20 protein-coding genes are annotated in these 17,904 nt (G+C 57.5%); 10 read left to right on the top strand and 10 right to left on the bottom strand.

The window, feature by feature from the left end:
- Positions 1-17: 17 nt before the first annotated feature.
- Positions 18-1,355 (bottom strand): D-serine transporter DsdX, encoded by a 1,338-nt coding sequence (dsdX, locus tag KOSB73_RS00955; RefSeq protein WP_004126868.1) that lies wholly within the window; start codon positions 1,353-1,355, stop codon positions 18-20.
- A 223-nt stretch (positions 1,356-1,578) separates the two neighbouring features.
- Between dsdX and dsdC the strand changes: the two genes are divergently transcribed.
- Positions 1,579-2,508: a DNA-binding transcriptional regulator DsdC gene (gene dsdC, locus KOSB73_RS00950; protein ID WP_098140172.1), complete on the top strand. Its 930-nt coding sequence runs from the start codon at positions 1,579-1,581 to the stop codon at positions 2,506-2,508.
- Between the two features lie 50 nt (positions 2,509-2,558).
- Here the strand turns inward: dsdC and KOSB73_RS30760 are convergent, their stop codons facing one another.
- The 5 genes from KOSB73_RS30760 to tisB all read right to left on the bottom strand — a co-directional run bounded on the left by KOSB73_RS30760 (position 2,559) and on the right by tisB (position 5,626).
- Positions 2,559-2,735, bottom strand: a complete 177-nt coding sequence (locus tag KOSB73_RS30760; RefSeq protein WP_158414270.1) for a hypothetical protein — start codon at positions 2,733-2,735, stop codon at positions 2,559-2,561.
- Between the two features lie 18 nt (positions 2,736-2,753).
- Complete coding sequence (gene emrD, locus KOSB73_RS00945) at positions 2,754-3,938, bottom strand: multidrug efflux MFS transporter EmrD (protein WP_024360558.1); 1,185 nt, start codon at positions 3,936-3,938, stop codon at positions 2,754-2,756.
- A 177-nt stretch (positions 3,939-4,115) separates the two neighbouring features.
- Positions 4,116-4,949 carry a DMT family transporter gene (locus tag KOSB73_RS00940; protein WP_024360559.1) on the bottom strand — a complete coding sequence of 278 codons (834 nt, stop codon included), beginning with the start codon at positions 4,947-4,949 and terminating at the stop codon, positions 4,116-4,118.
- Positions 4,950-5,019: 70 nt separating this feature from the next.
- Positions 5,020-5,466 (bottom strand): GNAT family N-acetyltransferase, encoded by a 447-nt coding sequence (locus KOSB73_RS00935; RefSeq protein WP_004133098.1) that lies wholly within the window; start codon positions 5,464-5,466, stop codon positions 5,020-5,022.
- A gap of 70 nt (positions 5,467-5,536) precedes the next feature.
- Positions 5,537-5,626: a type I toxin-antitoxin system toxin TisB gene (gene tisB, locus KOSB73_RS00930; protein ID WP_064362772.1), complete on the bottom strand. Its 90-nt coding sequence runs from the start codon at positions 5,624-5,626 to the stop codon at positions 5,537-5,539.
- 582 nt (positions 5,627-6,208) lie between these two features.
- On the opposite strand from tisB, the gene ivbL reads away from it, so the two are divergent.
- From ivbL to ilvN, 3 genes are all read left to right on the top strand, one after another.
- Entirely contained in the window at positions 6,209-6,304 is a 96-nt protein-coding gene (ivbL, locus tag KOSB73_RS00920) for an ilvB operon leader peptide IvbL (protein WP_004107123.1), read from the top strand.
- 102 nt (positions 6,305-6,406) lie between these two features.
- Positions 6,407-8,095 carry an acetolactate synthase large subunit gene (gene ilvB, locus KOSB73_RS00915; RefSeq protein WP_049087029.1) on the top strand — a complete coding sequence of 563 codons (1,689 nt, stop codon included), beginning with the start codon at positions 6,407-6,409 and terminating at the stop codon, positions 8,093-8,095.
- Positions 8,096-8,098: 3 nt separating this feature from the next.
- Positions 8,099-8,389 carry an acetolactate synthase small subunit gene (ilvN, locus tag KOSB73_RS00910; RefSeq protein ID WP_004107116.1) on the top strand — a complete coding sequence of 97 codons (291 nt, stop codon included), beginning with the start codon at positions 8,099-8,101 and terminating at the stop codon, positions 8,387-8,389.
- 52 nt (positions 8,390-8,441) lie between these two features.
- Here the strand turns inward: ilvN and KOSB73_RS00905 are convergent, their stop codons facing one another.
- Positions 8,442-9,314 (bottom strand): DUF6708 domain-containing protein, encoded by an 873-nt coding sequence (locus KOSB73_RS00905; protein ID WP_024360561.1) that lies wholly within the window; start codon positions 9,312-9,314, stop codon positions 8,442-8,444.
- Between the two features lie 301 nt (positions 9,315-9,615).
- On the opposite strand from KOSB73_RS00905, the gene uhpA reads away from it, so the two are divergent.
- The 5 genes from uhpA (at position 9,616) to KOSB73_RS00880 (ending at position 15,238) form a co-directional block, all read left to right on the top strand.
- A complete protein-coding gene (gene uhpA, locus KOSB73_RS00900) occupies positions 9,616-10,209 on the top strand; it encodes a response regulator transcription factor UhpA (RefSeq protein WP_004107112.1) in 594 nt (197 codons plus the stop codon).
- A 17-nt stretch (positions 10,210-10,226) separates the two neighbouring features.
- Positions 10,227-11,708, top strand: a complete 1,482-nt coding sequence (gene uhpB, locus KOSB73_RS00895) for a signal transduction histidine-protein kinase/phosphatase UhpB (RefSeq protein WP_162685357.1) — start codon at positions 10,227-10,229, stop codon at positions 11,706-11,708.
- A gap of 9 nt (positions 11,709-11,717) precedes the next feature.
- Positions 11,718-13,037, top strand: a complete 1,320-nt coding sequence (gene uhpC / locus KOSB73_RS00890; RefSeq protein WP_004133107.1) for an MFS transporter — start codon at positions 11,718-11,720, stop codon at positions 13,035-13,037.
- A gap of 145 nt (positions 13,038-13,182) precedes the next feature.
- Positions 13,183-14,574: a hexose-6-phosphate:phosphate antiporter gene (gene uhpT, locus KOSB73_RS00885; protein ID WP_004126843.1), complete on the top strand. Its 1,392-nt coding sequence runs from the start codon at positions 13,183-13,185 to the stop codon at positions 14,572-14,574.
- Positions 14,575-14,785: 211 nt separating this feature from the next.
- Entirely contained in the window at positions 14,786-15,238 is a 453-nt protein-coding gene (locus KOSB73_RS00880; RefSeq protein WP_049087028.1) for a DUF1198 domain-containing protein, read from the top strand.
- An 84-nt stretch (positions 15,239-15,322) separates the two neighbouring features.
- Here the strand turns inward: KOSB73_RS00880 and KOSB73_RS00875 are convergent, their stop codons facing one another.
- Complete coding sequence (locus KOSB73_RS00875) at positions 15,323-15,646, bottom strand: helix-turn-helix domain-containing protein (RefSeq protein ID WP_004116613.1); 324 nt, start codon at positions 15,644-15,646, stop codon at positions 15,323-15,325.
- Positions 15,630-15,989 (bottom strand): type II toxin-antitoxin system RelE/ParE family toxin, encoded by a 360-nt coding sequence (locus tag KOSB73_RS00870; RefSeq protein ID WP_004133114.1) that lies wholly within the window; start codon positions 15,987-15,989, stop codon positions 15,630-15,632. Before KOSB73_RS00870 ends, KOSB73_RS00875 begins: the two co-directional genes overlap by 17 nt.
- A gap of 212 nt (positions 15,990-16,201) precedes the next feature.
- On the opposite strand from KOSB73_RS00870, the gene nepI reads away from it, so the two are divergent.
- Complete coding sequence (gene nepI / locus KOSB73_RS00865) at positions 16,202-17,383, top strand: purine ribonucleoside efflux pump NepI (protein ID WP_004133116.1); 1,182 nt, start codon at positions 16,202-16,204, stop codon at positions 17,381-17,383.
- 118 nt (positions 17,384-17,501) lie between these two features.
- On the opposite strand, the gene KOSB73_RS00860 is transcribed toward nepI, so the two are convergent.
- Positions 17,502-17,904, bottom strand: a 403-nt coding sequence (locus KOSB73_RS00860) for a carbohydrate porin (protein WP_165774975.1), incomplete at its 5' end; no start/stop codon positions are given.

Genomic DNA, 17,904 nt, shown 5'->3' with positions numbered 1-17,904 from the left:
ATTACGTCTCTTTGCGCTCAGATGATGAAAGAAAGCAGGAATGTACCGGCCAGTGCAAGCAGCGAAGCGATAAAGGTCGCCGTGGTATAGTATTTGAACGTTTCGTTAAGGCTTGCCCCGCAGTATTGTTTAACCAGCCAGAACAGGGAATCCGTTACGATAGTGCAGCCAATCGCGCCGGAGCCGATGGCGATAGCGATGATTTCCGGGCTCACGCCGGGATAGAGCGGCAGCATCGGCGCGACGATGGCGGTTGCGCCCATCATTGCGACGGTGGCGGAACCGACCGCGGCGTGCAGAATCAGCGCCACCAGCCAGGCCAGCAGAATCGGGTGCATATCGAGGTTCGATAGAATTACCGCCAGCGTATCGGCCAGGCCGCTGGTTTTCAGGATGGCGTTGAAGGCCCCGCCTGCGCCGATAATCAGCAGAATGTTGGCAATCGACCCGAAGCAGTTTTCCGTATGCGTCAGCAGGGTACTCATCCCCATATCCTGGCGGATACCCAGCACGTAGTAGGCCACGAAGACGGCGATAAACATGGCGGTGATCGGGTTGCCGATAAACTCCAGCAGCATATACAGCGTGCCGCCTTTGGTCATATTCAGTTCGGCGATGGTTTTGACCAGCATCAGGCCGATCGGCAGCAGCACCGTAAACAGCGTGGCGCCCAGCGACGGCAGGGTCTCTTCTTTGCGCACTTCGAGGTTAGCAAATTCAGCCGGAACCGCTTTAAACGGCAGGCGGTTGCCGAGCAGCCGCAGGAACAGCGGGCCGCCGACCAGCGAAGCCAGCAGGCCCACCAGCAGACCGTATACGATCACCGTGCCGATATCCGCGCCCAGCTTATTGGCGACAAACAGCGCCGCCGGATGCGGCGGCACCACGCAGTGCACCGCCATCAGCGCCGTACACAGCGGGATGGCCAGCTTGAGTAGCGACGTGTTGGTTTTTTTGGCAATGGAAAACGCCAGCGGGATCAGCAGCACCACGCCCACTTCAACGAACAGCGTGATCCCGCAAATCAGGCCCACCAGCACCATAATGACGTCAGCGGACAGCCAGCGGCAGCGCTGGAGCGTCAGGCCGATACGCTCAGCCGCGCCGGAGACCTCCATCATTTTGCCGAGAATCGTCCCCAGCCCAATCACCGCCGCCAGGAAGCCCAGCGTGCCGCCAATCCCGCTCTCGATGGCGTTAACCATATCCAGCGGGCTCATTCCCATCATGGCGCCGACGAAAAAGCTGGCCAGCAGCAGCGCCAGAAACGGGTGAAACTTCAGTTTAACGATAGTTAACACAATCAACACGATGCTAATCAGCAGCGTGCTCACAACCCAGATCTGAGATTCCATACCCCACCTCGCCTGTGAATAATCTATGGGTATTGAACAGAAAAACGGCACGTGCTGACAAACGATATAAACGGCTCTTCAGGTGAATCAAATTGAATCAAAAAGGTGATTTCGCTCTAATGTTGCCTATTTATTGTGCTATGAATCACTTTTTTTCATCTTTAAGCGCTCGGCAAGGCGATAATTTTCTTACACTCGGCGAGGAAAATTAAAGGAGTAGGTGATGGAGACGCTAAAAGATCTGGGTAATCGGCTGCTCAACGGCTGGCAGCTTTCGAAGCTGTATACGTTTGAAGTCGCCGCCCGCCATGAGTCGTTCGCCCTGGCGGCGGAGGAGCTGTCGCTGACGCCCAGCGCGGTGAGCCACCGTATCAATCAGCTGGAAGAAGAGCTGGGGATTCAGCTGTTTGTGCGCTCGCACCGCAAGGTGGAGCTGACGCATGAGGGCAAACGGGTGTTCTGGGCGCTGAAGTCCTCGCTGGACAGCCTGAACCAGGAGATTCTGGATATTAAAAACCAGGAGCTGTCGGGAACGTTAACGGTCTATTCGCGCCCGTCCATCGCCCAGTGCTGGCTGGTGCCCGCGCTCGGCGATTTTACCCGCCGCTATCCGTCGATCTCGCTTACCGTGCTGACCGGCAACGATAACGTCAACATGCAGCGCGCGGGCATCGAACTGGCGATCTACTTTGATGACGCGCCTTCCTCGCAGCTTAGCCATCATTTTTTGATGGATGAGGCTATCGTGCCGGTGTGTACGGCGGATTACGCGCGCCAGCATCAGCTGCAGCAGAATCCCGCCAACCTTCGCCACTGCACGCTGCTGCACGATCGTCAGGCCTGGAGCAACGATTCCGGCACCGACGAGTGGTTCAGCTGGGCGCAGAAATTTAGCATCGATTTGCCGCAATCGTCGGGTATTGGCTTCGATCGTTCGGATTTGGCAGTCATTGCGGCGATGCACCATGTCGGCGTGGCGATGGGGCGTAAGCGGCTGGTGCAAAAGCGCCTGGAGAGCGGCGAGCTGATTGCGCCGTTCGGCGAGATGACCCTGGAGTGCCATCAGCACTACTACGTAACGACCCTGCCGGGCCGTCAATGGCCGAAAATCGATGCCTTTATCAACTGGCTGCAGGGTCAGGCGCAATTATGATGACCGGCTTAGTTTCATCCCGGTGGCGCTGCGCTGACCGGGCTACGGGTTTACCGCTGTCTGCCGGTCGGTAGCCCGGACAGGCGCGTCAGGCGCCGCCTCCGGGAAATATGCCGGGACTGATACTTCGCCACCGCTTCCCGGCTCGCGCTGCGCTTAGCCGGGCTACAGAGTCCCGGCAGCCTGCCAATCCGGTAGCCCGGACAAGGCGCGTCAGGCGCCGCCACCGGGATGTCCACGAGGCCTTAAACCGGCTGCTGGTGTTGATGAAAGCGCGACGCCAGCGGCAGCCAGCATAGCAGAATCAGCAATCCCATCAGCATCATCAGCAGGCCAAGGCTGCCCTGGCCGGTTTGCGGCATCATTGCCGACAGCCACGCCAGCACGCCGGAACCAATATTCTGCAGTCCGCCCACCAGCGCCCCGGCGGTACCGGCGAGGAACGGGAAGGGCTCCATCGCGCCGCTGGTCGCCAGCGGGAACAGCATCCCGGCGCCAAAAAAGAACAGCGCGGCGGGAACCAGTAGGGTCCAGACGGTCATCACGCCCAGCAGGCCAGGGATCCACATCAGCACGCCCGCCAGCAGGCAGCAAATCACCGACTGCCACATCAGCGTCGGGAAGCGTTTGTTCGGCCGGCCGGCAAACCAGGCGCCAAAGAACGCCGCCGGAATCGGTAGAATAAACAGAATGCTGACCGACATGCTGCTCAGACCCAGCACCGCGCCCATCAGTACGCCGGAACAGGCTTCGAATACGGCAATGCCCGCCAGGCCGCCGATCAGCATCAGCAGATAGCAGTTGAACGCGCCGGTACCGAACAGCGTTTTATAGTTGGTGATGAGCCGGGTACGCGGTGCGCCGGTGGGCCGGGTTTCCGGCATCCAGCGCGCCATGCTGAAGGTGACGCCGGCGCAAAGCACCAGCAGGAACACGAAACAGGCCCGCCAGTTCCACAGAGTATCGAGAATGCCGCCAATCAGCGGCGCCAGCAGCGGGCTGACCAGAATCCCCATATTCAGCAGACTATTGGCGTGCCTGAGCTGCGCGCCTTCATACAGATCGCGCGGCAGGGTACGCGCCATGACGCCGCCGACGCCGGTGCCCATGCCCTGCATCGCGCTGGCGGCAATCAGCACCGGCAGGCTATGGGTGGTGATGGCAACCAGCGTCGCCAGCATAAAAATAGACATCCCAACGAGGATCACCGGGCGGCGGCCAACGCGATCGGACAGCGGGCCGTAGAAGAGCTGCGAGACGCCGTAGGTCAGCAGATAAGCGGCCATCACGCTCTGCACCGCGCCTTCGCGAACGTTTAGCGATACCGCCATATCGGCAATCGCCGGAATATAAATGGTCTGCGCCATCTGGCCTACGGCCACCAGCAGTACCAGCATCAACAACAAATTGAAGTTCTTATGCCGTTTCATGTCGATGAATACTTTGTATAAAGTTGAGTATAGAGAATATGTGACTGGCACACCCGCAAAACGATGGAGGAATCTACCACATAATAATGACAGGACAACCACGTGACGGTGATTGTGGGAGGATTTTCAGGCAGGTTTTGTAAACAACAATCGGCAACTAATGTTGCCATGTATTGCTTATGACAGTCGCAGCAAAATCGCCCCGGCGGCGATACCGCAGGCGGCAACGATACGCACTGGAACCATCTTCTCTTTCAACAGGATAAATGCGATAACCGCGCCGAAAAGAATCGAGGTTTCGCGCAGGGCGGCAACCACCGCCAGCGGCGCCTGGGTCATTGCCCACAGCGCCAGACCATAGGAGCCCATGGTGCCGACGCCGCCGACCATGCCTTTCTTCCAGTGCTGGCGCAGATAGCGGCTGGCCTGCGGGCGTCGGGCAATCATCGCCCAGCCCAGCAGGCAGAAGCCGTTCATAAAAAAGGTCCACAGGGTATAGCCCAGCGCGGTTTCTGAAAGCCGTACCCCGGTTCCGTCAACCAGCGTGTAGCCGGCAATGAAGCAGGCGTTGATTAGCGCCAGTACGATACCCTGGCTTGAACTGGCGCGGCCGTTAAAAGCCATCGCCAGAATCGCCAGACAGATGACGCCGATGCCCAGCCACGCCAGCGGGGAAAGATGGTCGCCCAGGAAGATGACGCTGATTATTGCCACCAGTAGCGGCGCGGTCCCGCGCATCAGCGGATAGGTCTGGCTCATATCCGAGACCTGATAGGTTTTTGCCACCAGCACCGTATACACCACCTGCAGCGCGCAGGAAACCGCAAGAAACGGCACGCTGGCCAGCGTCGGCTGGGGAGAAAAGGGGAGCAGAATCAGGGCGATGAGCGACGCTGAGCCACTAACGCCGACCGCCGCGTACAGCTTATCGCCGCTGGCTTTTACGATAGCGTTCCAGCTGGCGTGAAGCAGGGCGGCGAACAGCAAAATAGAGAATACGGTAATGGTCATTGCGGCCTGGCGCTGAGGAAAAAATCGTCACCGGACTGTAACATGCGTGCTTGTCGTCAGCCAGCGGCGGCTAGAGCGAACAGAAGAGACGATGCGTAACCCGGGGCTCATCATGCACCGGGCGAAACCCCAGATTTTCATAAAACGACCAGGCCGTTGACGGCGCATGGGTGTTGAGAAAATCAAAGCTAGCACCGGAATGGGTGATAACCGAGACCAGCAGCTGATGCCCGATCCCCTGTCGACGGTGGCGTTCGCCGATGTATAAATGACGAATGCGGCCAGCCCGTAGCTGCTGGCTAAACGGGTCGGCATTCAGCCCGCACACGCCGACCAGCTGCCCGTAGGCAAAGGCCCCCAGTAGCTTTTCTCCGGGGGCGTTAAAGCGATTTTCCCCATTTTGCCAGTTCTCCGCCAGGCGGCGCAGCATATTCAGGTTTTGCGCCTGGCTTTCGGCGCGCAGTGCCGAAAAACCGGGTTCGTCCGGGGTGATGGCGGCAATCAACAGCGGTGGCATGGTTTTCTCCATCGGGTTAGCCTGTAGAGGGGCGGTTTCCCGCCCCTCCCAGGTGCGACTTGAACCTGAATCAGCGGAACTGCTTCAGGACTGCATCAAGTAGTTGCAACACGGCAACCATGAGTTTCAGGATCAGAACAATGATATCCACTCCGCCCATACGCGTCTCCTCTGGTTCAGGAGCACGACCGGCTGGCGTACCTTTCCGCCGCCTGTTGCCAGCCAGGGATACCCGTCATATTTCAGGCGCCGGCTTGTCGGCGGCGGGCTAAACTATTCGGGGTACTTGTTGACGTAACACAGTGTGCTCTTCTGGGGTTAAGGCGCTGACGGCACCACCCGTTTCAGCCAGGACTTCTTTGCGCCGGTAAAAGTGCGGCCCCAGATTCACCCTGCGTACCCCCTCAGTATAGAATGAATACTGTATGCATGAACAGTATTTTTTGGACAAATTTACGTGGACGATCCATACTCTACATCAGCTAAAACCGTCGTGAAAATTGCGCCTTCTTCGCCGATCGCGTATACTTTTTTCGTTGACGTAATACAGTGTGCTTGCGGCTACCAACCGTAAAAACACCGAACAGAAAACCTCGCCGCGGCGGGGTTTTTTGTTTTTCATCCCTCCGCAAATTAATGTGATCCTTAACGCAGTTTCTTGTGGTTGAAAATAAATCGATTGTGAAATGACACAAGCTGTGTTTGTATAAATTCATTCACTTTTTGAGACAACAGGTCCCTCATGAACGCTACCACGCTGACTTCGACCCTACTACTAACCGCGCCTGCCGCGGTGGTCGTCGTGTCTGTGGTGGTCGTCGTCGGCAACGCGCCGTAGGGTCCGGAACAACACGAATTCCAAACCCCGCCGGCGCAAACCGAGCGGGGTTTTTCGTTTCATGCCCCCCGGTAAGTCGGCCCAGAATAAAAGGACTGGAGCATGGCAAGTTCGGGCACAACATCAGAAAAAATGCGCTTCACTGGCGCACAGTTAGTCGTTCATTTACTGGAGCGTCAGGGGATCACCACGGTCAGCGGCATTCCGGGCGGCTCCATTCTTCCCATTTACGACGCGTTAAGCCAAAGCACGCAGATCCGCCATATTCTGGCGCGTCACGAGCAGGGGGCGGGATTCATCGCCCAGGGCATGGCGCGCACCGAAGGCAAACCCGCCGTCTGTATGGCCTGTAGCGGACCGGGGGCAACCAACCTGATCACCGCGATCGCCGACGCCCGCCTGGATTCGATTCCGCTGGTGTGCATTACCGGCCAGGTTCCGGCCTCGATGATCGGCACCGACGCTTTCCAGGAAGTCGACACCTACGGTATCTCTATCCCCATCACCAAACATAACTACCTGGTGCGCAATATTGCTGAACTGCCGCAGGTGATGAGCGACGCGTTTCGCATCGCGCAGTCCGGGCGACCAGGGCCGGTGTGGATAGATATTCCTAAGGATGTTCAGGCGGCAACCATTGAGCTCGACGCCCTGCCGGAACCCGGCGCCCGCATGGCAGCCCCGGAATTCGATAGCGCCAGCGTACGTGAAGCGGCGGCGATGATTAACGCCGCGCAGCGTCCGGTGCTCTACCTGGGCGGCGGGGTGATCAACGCGCCTGAGCATATTCGCCAGCTGGCGGAAAAGGCCAACCTGCCGACTACCCAGACCCTGATGGCGCTGGGGATGCTGCCGAAAGCGCATCCGCTGTCGCTGGGCATGCTGGGGATGCACGGCGCGCGCAGTACCAATTTTATTCTGCAAGAGGCTGATTTACTGGTTGTTTTAGGCGCGCGTTTTGATGACCGGGCGATTGGTAAAACCGAGCAGTTCTGCCCGAACGCGAAAATTATCCACGTTGATATCGACCGTTCAGAGCTGGGTAAAATCAAGCAGGCGCACGTGGCGATTCAGGGCGACGTTGGCGAAGTGCTGGAACAGCTGATCCCCCAGGTTGAGGCGCAGCCGCGCAGCGCATGGCTGCAGCTGGTGGCCGATCTGCAGCGGGAGTTCCCCTGCACCATCCCGCAGGAGCAAGACCCGCTTTCCCATTATGGCCTGATTAACGCCGTCGCCGCCTGCGTTGACGACGAGGCTATCGTCACCACAGACGTGGGCCAGCACCAGATGTGGGTCGCGCAGGCGTACCCGTTGAACCGCCCGCGCCAGTGGCTGACCTCCGGCGGTCTCGGCACCATGGGCTTTGGCCTGCCTGCCGCGGTCGGCGCGGCGCTGGCCAACCCGCAGCGCAAGGTCATCTGCTTCTCCGGCGACGGCAGCCTGATGATGAACATTCAGGAAATGGCTACCGCGGCGGAAAATCAGCTGGATGTGAAAATCATCCTGATGAATAACGAAGCGCTGGGGCTGGTTTATCAGCAGCAGAGCCTGTTCTACAAGCAGGGCGTGTTCGCCGCGACCTATCCGGGGATGGTTAACTTTATGCAGATTGCCTCCGGTTTTGGTCTGCAAACCTGTGATTTAAATAACGAAGCCGATCCGCAGGCGGCGCTGCAGGCGATTATCGACCGCCCGGGTCCGGCGCTGATCCACGTGCGTATCGATGCCGAAGAAAAAGTGTATCCGATGGTACCGCCGGGTGCGGCCAATACTGAAATGGTGGGGGAATAAGCCATGCAACAAGCGACTCATGAAAACGTTATTCTACAGCTCACCGTGCGCAACCATCCCGGCGTGATGACCCACGTTTGCGGCCTGTTTGCCCGTCGCGCTTTCAACGTGGAAGGCATTCTTTGTCTGCCGATTCAGGACAGCAACCAGAGCCGCATCTGGCTGCTGGTCAACGACGATCAGCGCCTCGGGCAGATGATTAGCCAGATCGAAAAGCTGGAAGATGTTGAGAAAGTGGTGCGTAACCAGTCCGATCCCTCTATGTTCAGCAAAATCGCGGTCTTTTTTGAGTAACTAGTCTTCCCGGCGGGAATATTCTTGCCGGGAAGTAAAGCCTACTCTGAGTTTATTCAGAGCAGATTTTACTGTACTCATTCAAAGATGATGCTTTAGATTTCTTATCCATATCATCAGGCCACTTCACTTCGCGTCCATAAATACCTGGTTTCGTGTTAACGGACATATCTAATAACTCATCGTTAAATTTCATATAATTACTAATCCATAACCACAGCTTGTAGTTAGGCATAAACAGCGCATCCGTACCCGCGTCCGTCGATATCAGGTTAAAGGAATCGATCATAGTGGTACTGATGCTAGAGTCATAAACGACGCAGCGAATTGTGGAGTATGATGAGTGCTTATTGCGTGAATATATACTGATGGCTTGAATCTGGCTCCAGTCATACTCTTTGCATTCAGGTTTAGTTCGTTTATAAAAAGGATGATGCCACCAGAAAGTATAGGTTAATTTATAAGTGATACTATACATAACGTAATCGTAAACATAAACCTTGCCGGTTTTTCTATTAAAACGAACCGGATAATGCTGGGGCGCGAAGATAAAATAGTTTACGATGGCTGCGAAAATAAACGTCATGAAAAATGAAATAAAAAATCCAAAACATAGTAAAAGATAATCGCCCGACCTGGAATTCCAGCTTTCAACATGTCGTTCAAAATTGAATGTTATATCATATAAGGAAAATAAAATACCCACAAAACACAAAATAACAACAGGCAAGAAAAGCACAATGCCCAGGATGTTCATCCCATAAAATGAAGTGTAATTACGCGTTATCTCACAGTAGTCATCGTTGATATAAGCTAATTTTTCGCTGTGCGATAACTTCTCCGTTTTACTCTGCGTTTTTGTATTTAGCTGGTTAAGCAAACGTGCATCGATCGTTTGCTTAGCTAAATGAGGTCGTTGGTGCATATATATTCCCTTGCTGATTTTACAGGGACGATATCATTTAGGTTACTTCCTGTACATAATGGATGTAGTGATCTTAGGCAATAATGGCATCAATATATTTTACATGTGAATAATTGGCAGCGTTATATTGCGATTGTAGCCATAACACATAGAGATTAAATATCTCACCCGCCGTTGTGAATGACTTGCTGGCAACTCAATCAGTCGTGCCATCAAGGCGGCAAGTCTGCGCAGAGGCAGCTTGAAGGATGAAGTGTATATCGTTAAGGTAAGCGCGTTTTTTAACCCGTCAGGAAACGCCATGACTACTATCGCCCTTATTGACGATCACCTTATCGTCCGCTCCGGCTTTGCCCAACTGCTGGGGCTGGAAGCCGATTTTCAGGTCGTTGCCGAATTCGGTTCCGGGCGCGAGGCGCTGGCGGGGCTGCCCGGTCGCGGCGTGCAGGTCTGCATCTGCGATATCTCGATGCCGGATATCTCCGGGCTTGAATTATTAAGCCAGCTGCCGAAAGGGATGGCGATCGTCATGCTGTCGGTACACGACAGCCCGGCGCTGGTGGAGCAGGCGCTGAACGCCGGGGCGCGCGGTTTTCTCTCCAAGCGCTGCAGCCCGGATGAGCTGATCGCCGCCGTGCGCACCGTGGCGGCTGGCGGCTGTTACCTGACGCCGGATATCGCCATGAAGCTGGCGGCCGGACGACGGGACCCGCTGACCAAACGCGAACGCGAGGTGGCGGAAAAGCTGGCACAGGGGATGGCGGTAAAAGAGATTGCCGCCGAGCTGGGCCTGTCGCCGAAAACCGTCCACGTTCATCGCGCTAACCTGCTGGAAAAGCTGGGCGTCAGCAACGACGTCGAGCTGGCGCGCCGCATGTTCGATAGCTGGCAATGAAAGCCTTTTTCTCGCGGCTGCTCTCGGTTGTCGGCTGTTGCTTTATCTTTTCCGCCGCGTGGTTTTGCCTGTGGAGCATCAGCCTGCACCTGGTGGAGCGCCCCGATCTTGCGGTGCTGCTTTTCCCCTTTGGCCTGCGGCTTGGCCTGATGCTGCAGTGCCCGCGCGGCTACTGGCCGGTTCTGCTGGGCGCGGAGTGGCTGCTGATCCTCTGGCTGGCGCAGGAAGTGGCGCTGGCGCACCCGATAATATTGATGACCGGAAGCCTCTTGACCCTGCTGCCGGTGGCGCTGATTTCCCGCTATCGCCAGCAGCGCGACTGGCTCACCCTGCTGCGTCAGGGGGGCGCGCTGATCGCCGCCGCGCTGCTCCAGTCGCTGCCGTGGCTGCTGGAGGGCAAAGAGGGACTGAACGCGCTGCTGCTGACCCTGACCGGCGGCCTGACGCTGGCGCCCACCTGTCTGGTTATCTGGCACTATCTCACCAGCACCGTCTGGCGGCCGCTGGGGCCATCGCTGGTCTCGCAGCCGGTGAACTGGCGCGGGCGGCATCTTATCTGGTACCTGCTGCTGTTCAGCGTCAGCCTCTGGCTCCAGCTGGGGCTGCCCGCCGAGCTCTCACGATTTACGCCCTTCTGCCTGGCGCTGCCGATTATCGCTCTGGCCTGGCACTACGGCTGGCAGGGAGCGCTGATCGCGACCCTGATGAACGCTATCGCGCTGATCGCCAGCCAGACCTGGCACGATCATCCGGTGGATTTACTGCTTTCGCTGCTGGCGCAAAGCTTGACCGGCCTGCTGCTGGGCGCCGGAATACAGCGGCTGCGCGAGCTGAATCAGTCGCTGCAAAAGGAGCTGGTGCGTAACCAGCGGCTGGCGGAACGCCTGCTGGAAACCGAGGAGAGCGTGCGCCGCGAAGTGGCTCGCGAGCTGCACGATGATATCGGCCAGACCATTACCGCCATCCGCACCCAGGCGGGGATCGTCCAGCGGCTGGCGCCGAATAGCGCCAGCGTCAGGCAGAGCGGCCAGCTGATTGAGCAGCTTTCGCTCGGCGTCTACGATTCCGTGCGCCGCCTGCTGGGCCGCCTGCGCCCGCGCCAGCTGGACGACCTGACGCTTGAGCAGGCGGTGCGCTCGCTGATGCGCGAAATGGAGCTGGAGGATCGCGGTATGGTCAGCCATCTGGCGTGGCGTATCGATGAGTCGCTGCTGAGCGAAAACCAGCGCGTCACTCTGTTCCGCGTCTGCCAGGAGGGGCTGAATAATATCGTCAAACACGCCAGCGCTAGAGCCGTCACGCTGCAAGGCTGGCAGCAGGAGCAGCGGCTGATGCTGGTGATCGAGGACGACGGCTGCGGCCTGCCACCGGGCTCCGGTCAGCAGGGCTTTGGCCTCACCGGCATGCGCGAGCGCGTCACCGCCCTGGGCGGCACCCTGACCATCTCCTGCACCCACGGCACTCGCGTTTGCGTCAGCCTGCCGCTGCGCTACGCTTGAGGAACGATAATGTTTGCCTTTTTAAAATCCCCGCCCGATGCTCCGCCGATTACCGACAAACAGGCGCTGGACGAGCGCTACCGCTACTGGCGTCGGCATATTCTGCTGACCATCTGGCTGGGCTATGCGCTGTTTTACTTCACCCGCAAAAGCTTTAACGCGGCGGTGCCGGAAATCCTCGCCAGCAACGTTTTGACCCGCAGCGATATCGGTCTGCTGGCGACGCTGTTCTACATCACCTATGGGCTATCGAAATTTTTCTCCGGTATCGTCAGCGATCGCTCTAACGCCCGCTATTTTATGGGCATCGGCCTGGTCGCTACCGGCGTAGTGAATATTCTGTTTGGTTTTTCCACTTCCCTGTGGGCCTTCGCGCTGCTGTGGGCGCTGAACGCCTTCTTCCAGGGCTGGGGCTCGCCGGTATGCGCCCGCCTGCTGACGGCCTGGTATTCGCGTACCGAGCGCGGCGGCTGGTGGGCGCTATGGAACACGGCGCATAACGTCGGCGGGGCGCTGATCCCAATGGTGGTTGGCGCGGCGGCGCTGCACTACGGCTGGCGAACGGGGATGATGATTGCCGGGACGCTGGCGATCCTCGCCGGGCTGTTTCTCTGCTGGCGGCTGCGCGACCGGCCGCAGGCGGTCGGGCTGCCCGCAGTGGGCGACTGGCGGCATGATGAGCTGGAGATTGCCCAGCAGCAGGAGGGCGCTGGCCTGACCCGCAAAGAGATCCTCACCAAATACGTGCTGCTGAATCCCTATATCTGGCTGCTCTCGCTGTGCTACGTACTGGTATACGTGGTGCGCGCGGCGATTAACGACTGGGGCAACCTGTATATGTCGGAAACGCTCGGCGTCGATCTGGTGACGGCGAATTCGGCGGTCACCATGTTCGAAGTGGGCGGTTTTATCGGCGCGCTGGTGGCGGGCTGGGGCTCGGATAAACTCTTCAACGGCAACCGCGGGCCGATGAACCTGATTTTCGCCGCCGGGATTTTGTTGTCAGTTGGCGGGCTGTGGCTGATGCCGTTCGCCAGTTACGTGATGCAGGCGGCCTGCTTCTTTACCGCCGGCTTTTTCGTTTTTGGCCCACAGATGCTGATCGGCATGGCGGCGGCGGAGTGCTCGCACAAAGAGGCGGCGGGGGCGGCAACCGGCTTTGTTGGCCTGTTTGCCTATCTTGGCGCATCGCTCTCCGGCTGGCCGCTGGCGCAGGTGATGGAGATCTGGCACTGGAGCGGATTTTTCGTGGTCATCGCCATTGCCGCCGGTATTTCCGCCCTGCTGCTGCTGCCGTTTTTAAACGCCCAGGCGCCGCGAGAAGCGTGACCGACTTCACCTTTCTTCGCCGAATGGCGTAAAACTAAGAAATTTTCCCGGTTTCGCCTGGACGCTGTCTCAGGCGAGTCTCCCGGCTGATTTTTACAATGCCTGCCATTCGCAGGTATTAAATCAGCTCAGGAGTCACCCAATCATGCTGGCCTTCTTAAACCAGGTGCGCAAGCCAACCCTGGACCTGCCGCTCGAAGCGCGGCGCAAAATGTGGTTCAAACCGTTCATGCAGTCGTATCTGGTGGTTTTCATCGGCTATCTGACCATGTACCTGATCCGCAAAAACTTTAATATCGCGCAGAACGACATGATCTCCACCTACGGGTTGAGCATGACGCAGCTGGGGATGATCGGCCTCGGCTTTTCTATCACCTACGGTGTGGGTAAAACGCTGGTCTCCTACTACGCAGACGGTAAGAACACTAAGCAGTTCTTGCCGTTTATGCTGATTCTCTCGGCCATCTGTATGCTCGGCTTCAGCGCCAGCATGGGCGCGGGGTCGACCAGCCTGTTCCTGATGATCGCCTTCTACGCTCTGAGCGGCTTCTTCCAGAGCACCGGCGGCTCGTGCAGCTATTCGACCATTACCAAGTGGACGCCTCGCCGTAAGCGCGGCACCTTCCTCGGCTTCTGGAATATCTCCCACAACCTCGGCGGCGCCGGCGCGGCGGGCGTGGCGCTGTTTGGCGCCAACTACCTGTTCGACGGCCACGTGATTGGCATGTTTATCTTCCCGTCGATTATTGCGTTAATCGTCGGTTTTATCGGCCTGCGTTTTGGTAGCGACTCCCCGGAATCCTACGGCCTCGGTAACGCCGAAGAGCTGTTTGGCGAAGAGATCAGCGAAGAGGATAAAGAGACGGAAGAGAATGCCATGACCAAATGGCAGATCTTCGTCGAATATGTGCTGAAGAATAAAGTCATCTGGCTGCTGTGCTTCTCCAACATCTTCCTGTACGTGGTGCGCATCGGTATCGACCAGTGGTCCACCGTTTACGCTTTCCAGGAGCTGAAGCTCTCCAAAGAGGTGGCGATTCAGGGCTTTACCCTGTTTGAAGTGGGCGCGCTGGTCGGCACGCTGCTGTGGGGCTGGCTGTCGGATCTGGCAAACGGTCGCCGCGCGCTGGTGGCCTGCGTTGCGCTGGCGCTGATTATCGCCACGCTGGGTGTTTATCAGCATGCCAGCAATCAATACGTTTATCTCGCATCGCTGTTTGCGCTGGGTTTCCTGGTGTTTGGCCCGCAGCTGCTGATCGGCGTCGCCGCGGTAGGCTTCGTGCCGAAAAAGGCGATTGGCGCTGCCGACGGGATCAAGGGCACCTTCGCCTATCTGATCGGCGATAGCTTCGCCAAGCTGGGACTCGGGATGATTGCCGACGGTACGCCGATTTTCGGCCTCACCGGCTGGGCGGGCACCTTTGCGGCGCTGGATGCGGCGGCAATTGGCTGCATCTGTCTGATGGCCATCGTTGCGGTGTTTGAAGAACGTAAAATCCGCCGCCAGAAAAAGACGCAAACTTTGCAGACTGCCTGAGTCATTGGGTGTGAGTCACTTTGCCCGGCCTCTGCGCCGGGCTTTTTTATGCTTCTTGCCGGGCGGTTTGATGTAGCCGCTCCCCGGGTGGGATCGGTGATTTCATGAACGCGCCAGGGGGCCGCGATAAGTCACATTCTGGTATTTCCGACAGTCGACAGCGGGCAATTTCCCATTATGATAGTGGGGCTGCGATTGAGTGAGAGGATGCATGATCTGGTTAGGACTGGCCACGCTGATAGTGGTATTTTTTGTGGGATTTCGGGTGCTTACCTCTGATTCACGCCGTGCGATTCGCCGTCTGAGCGAACGATTAGGCATTACGCCGGTACCGCTGGAATCGATGATCGATCAGCTAGGAAAAACCGCCGGTAACGAGTATTTACGCTACCTGGAACGGCCTAATGAGGCGCATTTGCAAAATGCCGCGCAGGTGCTGCTGATCTGGCAGGTCGCTATCGTCGATGGCAGCGAGCAGAACCTGCACTACTGGTACCGGTTGATGAAAAAGTCCCGCCTCGGGGCGCCGATTACCGAAGCGCAAATCCGCCTCGCGCAAGGTTTCCTTCGCGAGCTGGAGCCGGAAGTGAGCGAGCTGCACGCTTTGCAGGAGCGCTATAACGCGCTGTTTTTGCCGGAGGATGGCGTCCACTGGCTGCACTGATATCACTTCCCGGTGTACTGTTGGCTTCGTTAAACGTCACGCTGACGAGGCCAACTGTGCAAAAGTCATCACCTCAAAGTGGCATCATGCCAGCACTTCTAACCCATGTTTTTGCACGATATTGAGTAATTTCAATGCCAGCCCACCGGGGCGTTTTGCCCCGCTTTCCCATTTTTGGACCGTGGACACGCTGGTGTTCAGATAGCGGGCAAAAACCGGCTGACTGACGTTGAGTTGGTCACGTAGAGCCTTAATTTCACCAGGTTGGAAATCGCTTACGCGGCTGATGCATGTTTCATCAAAGCTGCGCATCGTCTCCTGCGCGATCGCATCAACACTGTATAAACCTGCGGCAGCGCTATGGATAGCTTCAAAGGCGGGGCTTTTGAATTTAGTTTTTGCAGTCATGACAAATCTCCACCAATTCTTTTCTCTTAACCAATGCCGCCATTTTCTCCTCGCTGAGAAGGGAATAATGCCTGGCTAACTCACGGAACGCCGCGAGTTCTCGGTTATCGATATTGGCGATATCCTGTTTGGCGTATAAAAATGTGTAAAACCAATGCTCAGAACCCTTTGCCAGGATGATTGCGCGATCGCGATTTTTATTGAGGCGTTTTTTGTAAACGCCGCCACCAAGGTTATCTACTTTTCCCTGGAGAGTGGCTTCAATCGCTTTGCAAAGTTCGTCGTCATCAATCGCATGAGCCCGGGCTTCCCTGGTAAACCATTTTGTTTTAAAAATACGCATTGGCTGACATCCTGTAACCATAAATATAGCACCAAGTGCTATGTTATTTCTTCCTCTTACTGTTACGGAATACCTAAAAACGTGATTTTCCGGTTATGCGAGCAGCTACGCAGGTACTTTGCAAAGCCTGAAAAGTTGTCAAAACGTTAAATTCGTCACATTTTAAATGTTACACTGCGCGGCTCCTCCGTATTCAACCATGCAGGTAACTTATGACTCCTTCGAATGCCTCTGCGCCGCAGGCTAATCAGGCGGCGCGACCCAACTGGTCGGCGGTTTTTGCGGTGGCCTTCTGCGTTGCCTGCCTGATTACCGTTGAGTTCCTGCCGGTCAGCCTGCTCACGCCGATGGCGCAGGATTTAGGCATCTCCGAAGGCGTTGCCGGGCAGTCGGTTACCACCACGGCGTTCGTGGCGATGTTCGCCAGCCTGTTTATCACCTCGATCATCCGCAATACCGATCGCCGCTACGTGGTGATTCTGTTTTCCGTCCTGCTGACCCTTTCCTGCCTGTTGGTCTCGTTTGCCAACAGCTTTTCGTTATTGCTGCTGGGCCGCGCCTGCCTTGGTCTGGCGCTGGGCGGCTTTTGGGCGATGTCGGCGTCGCTCACCATGCGGCTGGTGCCGATGCGCGTGGTGCCCAAAGCGCTATCGGTTATTTTCGGCGCGGTATCGATAGCGCTGGTGATCGCCGCGCCGCTGGGCAGTTTCCTTGGCGGTATTATCGGCTGGCGTAACGTCTTTAACGGCGCGGCGGTCATGGGCGTGGTCTGTACGATTTGGGTGCTGAAGGCGCTGCCTTCTCTACCGGGCGAGTCGACCTCGGCGCAGCAAAATATGTTCGGCCTGCTGAAGCGGCCCGGCGTGATGGCCGGGATGTGCGCCATCTTTATGGCCTTCGCCGGCCAGTTTGCCTTCTTTACCTATATCCGCCCGGTGTATATGACCCTGGCGGGCTTTGACGTCGACGGTCTGACGCTGGTGCTGCTCAGCTTCGGCATCGCCAGCTTTGTCGGCACCTCGCTCTCCTCAATGCTGCTCAAGCGCTCGGTGAAAGCGGCGCTGGCGATTGCCCCGGTAGTGCTGGCTATCAGCGCCGCGGTGCTGGTGCTGTGGGGGGAGAGTAAAATCGTGGCGTCGACGGTGGCGGTGATCTGGGGCTTTGCCTTCGCGCTGGTGCCGGTTGGCTGGTCAACGTGGATTACCCGCTCCCTGTCCGATCAGGCGGAAAAAGCCGGGTCGATTCAGGTGGCGGTGATCCAGCTGGCTAACACCTGCGGCGCAGCGGTTGGCGGCGTGGCGCTGGATCACCTCGGTTTGCTCTCGCCGCTGGTCCTCTCCGGTACGTTGATGCTGATTACCGGCCTGCTGGTGGCGACGAAAGTGCGGGTGTAATGGGGCTACGGGTTCACCGCAGTCTGCGGTCGGGTTGCCCGGACAGGCGCGCAGCGCCACCTTCGGGAATGCGCACCCGGGTCTGGCTCTTACACCGCGACCCGGGATGGTTTCACTCTTAGAACCACGCTTCAAACATGCCGCCGACGTTCAGCGAATCCAACTGTTCGTCTTTGGTGCCGTTGACCTTCGCGGTGCGCTTGTTATCCACCTGGCCGCCGGTCACGTAGAAACGCAGCATCGGGCGGAACTCCGGCCCCATTCCGATGGCGATGTTCTGCGACAGCGTCAGCTTCCAGCCGTGGTTATCGCCGCCCTGGTCGTAGTCGACGCGCTGGTAGCCCGCTTCCAGCCAGGTGGAGTGAACGTCGTTCCAGAAGTACATCGGGCGGACGATGGCGCCGTAGTTTTTACGGTTGTCGGTGTTGTCCTTGCCGTTGTCATAGTCGTGGAAGGCCAGCAGATATTCGATCTGCGCCTGCCGGGTAAATTTATGCAGACCTTCAAAGCTGGCGTAGATA

Source organism: Klebsiella grimontii, from assembly GCF_900200035.1.
Lineage (GTDB): Bacteria > Pseudomonadota > Gammaproteobacteria > Enterobacterales > Enterobacteriaceae > Klebsiella > Klebsiella grimontii.
The sequence above is the reverse complement of the archived record's forward strand: the minus strand, read 5'-3'. Positions and strand labels throughout refer to the sequence as shown.